The organism is Mesobacillus sp. (genome assembly GCF_049588175.1).
Taxonomy (GTDB): Bacteria; Bacillota; Bacilli; order Bacillales; family Cytobacillaceae; genus Mesobacillus.
Genome location: NZ_JBAVFI010000483.1, coordinates 1 through 3,556 on the forward strand (window position 1 = coordinate 1; position 3,556 = coordinate 3,556).

Below are 3,556 nucleotides of genomic sequence, written 5' to 3' on the forward strand. Positions count from 1 at the left end.
CTTTAAGCCATTCGATGTCTTTCCGCTTGGGTCGGACATGTATGGGTATGATATCCTCCACACGGTTATTGAAGGAGCGAAATTCTCGATTGGCATCACGTTGATCGTCGCGCTTTTCAGGTTGCTATTTTCAGTTTTTTTCAGCTATACACTTTTCCGGATACCTGACCGGGGTTTCAAATGGGTTAAAAGCCTGTCAGAGCCGTTATCGTTTTTTCCTCAGACGCTGATTGCTTATTTTTTGCTAAGGACGGTTGTCCTGTATACGGCTGAAGGATTTCATCATCCGTTTTGGGTGAGGGCAGTGTATGAATTCATTATTTTAATCATGGTAGCCTTGCCTGCGCTGACGGTTCAACTGGCCGAACAAAAGCGCAGAGTCTGGAACGAAGAGTTTGTCGAAGCGGCCATCACTCTTGGCGGCAGCAAGCGGCATATCTATTTTAAGCATATATTGCCCCATCTCTATGAGGAGTGGATTTTGATTTTTGGCCAGCAATTCTTGCAAGTATTGACCCTGCTCGTCCATCTTGGGGTATTGAAGGTGCTGTTTGGCGGAACCGTTCTCGGATTCGGTTTTGGCGGAGGCGATCCACCATCATCCGTAACACATGAATGGTCCGGCCTAATTGGGCTGAACACGCGATTCCTGATGACCAACGAATGGATTATCTACGTCCCAATCTTATTTTTTACTCTTACAGCGCTTAGTGTGGCGATGATCAATAAAGCTTTGAGCGACTGGTTCAGCCAAAAAGATATGGTGAGGAAGAACAGGGGGATATAGGATCATAAGGCGATATAACACTTTGGTACTATAAAAATACCCCATTTGATGAATAGTATCGAGGAAAGGCATCTGGCATAATTAGCTTCAACAAAACTCTTATAGAGTTTGGCCCATCATTGGCTAGTGGCACCCCCATTCGGCCAGTGAATGGGTTTTATTTGTGTTTTAGAAAATCTCACGATAAAATTAATTAACTGAAAATTCCAAACTCGAGGAGGGGCAATGCTTGAAGCTAGTACTACCGCAACAAAGGGAAAAATACTCTAAGCTGTTCATGACCACAATTTCCCTGATTGGTTGGGCTCTGATTCTTTATTCCTTTGTAAAATTGGATTCAGTGAGCGATCCGATTGTCTTAGCACTTTTATTTATTTTTCTGCTGATTAGCGAGTACTATCCGATGCCAGTCTGGAGGGGGCATACAGCCATAACCTTCCCAATCATCTATGTACTCTTTTTACTTTATGGCTTTTCTTATACTGCTCTGATTTATGCATGTGCGGTGCTGGCTGTCAACATCGTCCATCGGAGGCCGCTCAGGACCGTATTCTTTAATCCAGCCCAGCTTGCGCTTAGTTTTTACGGAGCAGTTTTGCTGCTGCCGCTTATTGAACCATTTGTTGAAAAGATGTCTCTTACACCCATCGTTGAAGGAATCATCGAATACTTCATTCTGTTAGCGGTCTATCTAGTTATCAATAACGTGATTGTTGACTTTGTTCTCGTAATCCGGCCTCAGCACTATTCATTAAAAATGTGGAAGCATAAAACCCTGACGGAGTTGAACAGCGCTGCTATTTCGCTGCTCTATGGCATCACCCTTTATGTGGTAGGAAGCCAAAACCGTGGCGAAATAGATGTCTTTGCATACTTTTTCTTCTTTTCACCACTGGTGGGAATTTCTCTTTTGAGTGCAACGATTGCCAGGCTTAAAAAAGAAAAGAATCGCCTCAAAATGCTTTTTTCCATTACGACAGAATTAAACCAAATGCTACCGGCCCAGGACTGGCTTTCCGCTTTGAGTGGAAGCTTCAATGAACTCATCGGGGCAGAGGCCAGTCTTTTGTGGATTAAAAAAGAAGGCGAGTGGGAGCTTTGTTTTACAGATGGAAGGGTTGTTCCTGGTTGTGTTGTGCAGCCTGGTGCTTTGGAGGAATTTGAACATATGAAACACCCGATCATTTATAATGACCGAAAAATAAATGGAGGGGCGGCGGCCGATTGTTTTGAGGAGGATGTAAAAGCCTTTGTCTATACGCCGCTTGTCATCGAGAATGAAACGATAGGGATGTTCATTATTGCCAGAAGCAGGACGAAGAGCTTTGAGGATGACGATGTCCAATCGATCGCGACATTGGCGAATCAGCTTGCGGTCATAATCAAGACACGGATGCTTTTTACAGAAAAAGAAAAGCGGATTGTGCTTGAGGAAAGGAACCGGATTGCCCGGGACATCCATGATGGAGTAGCCCAGACACTCGCTGGAGCGGTAATGAAGCTGGAGACGGCTGGCAAGAAATTCAATAGAAATCCAGAAGAGACGAGAAAGCTAGTCGACGAAAGTGTCCTTGGTCTCAGGGACAGTTTGAAGGAGGTCCGCGAATCGATTTATGCGCTCAGACCTTATCCGACCGAGAGGGCAAGCTTAGCGGAAGCGATTTTAAGAAAAATAGAAGCAGTCCAAAAGGAATATAAGCAAGTAATCGAATTTGAGATCAGGGGCCAGGAGCATGCACTCAGTCCAATGGTGGAAAAAGTCCTGTTTGATACCTTCCAGGAAAGCCTGCAAAATGCGATCAAACACTCACAGGCATCCAAAGTTGAACTTCTCCTAAGCTATCAATCTGAGCATATATTATTGAAGATCAAGGATGACGGACGTGGGTTCTCGCTGTTCCAGGCAATGCTTAAAGCCAGGAATGAGCCGCATTTCGGGATTCTGCAGATGAACGACGCCGCTGAGAAAATCAACGCTACCTTGCAGATCGACAGCAAGGAAGGCACAGGAACGGAAGTATCGATTACGGTCCCAAGAATGGGAATTGAGGGAGGAAGCATCAATGATCAGGCTCATGCTAGTGGATGACCATGCCGTCCTTCGTGACGGCTTGCGCAATATTATATCAGTCGTGGAAGATATTGAGGTTGTCGGAGAGGCAGTTTCCGGTGATGATGCACTAGACCAGGTGGAAAAGTGCCAGCCCGATATAATTTTAATGGATATCAACCTGCCGGTGAAAAACGGTGTAGAAGTAACGGGGATATTGAAAAGGAAGTATCCGCATATCAAGATTCTGATCCTAACCATGCATAGCCACGAGGAATATTTCATGTCTGCCATCCGGGAGGGAGCGGATGGCTATTTATTGAAGGACGCACCATCCGAACAGGTCATCGAGGCCATCCGGACTGTAGCCCGCGGTGAATCCGTCATCCATCCATCTATGACAAAGAAACTCCTCGCCTTCCACCAGCAAAAACAAACCGAGCAAGAGGACACCACCCTGACCGAGCGCGAAAAGGAAGTCCTCCTCTGCCTGGTAGAAGGTCTCAGCAACAAAGAAATCGCCGACCGCCTGTTCATCAGCGACAAAACCGTCAAAATACACGTCAGCAAAATCTTCAAAAAACTAAACGTCAAAAGCCGATCCCAAGTCATCATCCACGCCGTCCAGCACCAGCTCGTCCCAATCCCACCCACCCACTAACGCATTAACGCACTGGGGGTCTGACCCCCAGTGCGTTAATGCGTTAAAGGGATAGGGG

General features: G+C 46.0%; 3 protein-coding genes. All 3 read left to right on the forward strand.

Annotated elements, in window-relative coordinates:
- On the forward strand, positions 1-787 hold a 787-nt coding region (locus WB217_RS11785; RefSeq protein ID WP_423993418.1), incomplete at its 5' end, for a peptide ABC transporter permease.
- A 229-nt stretch (positions 788-1,016) separates the two neighbouring features.
- Entirely contained in the window at positions 1,017-2,876 is a 1,860-nt protein-coding gene (locus WB217_RS11790) for a histidine kinase (protein ID WP_423993419.1), read from the forward strand.
- Positions 2,851-3,498 (forward strand): response regulator, encoded by a 648-nt coding sequence (locus WB217_RS11795; RefSeq protein WP_423993420.1) that lies wholly within the window; start codon positions 2,851-2,853, stop codon positions 3,496-3,498. The genes WB217_RS11790 and WB217_RS11795 overlap by 26 nt, the downstream gene beginning before the upstream one ends.
- Positions 3,499-3,556 lie beyond the last annotated feature (58 nt).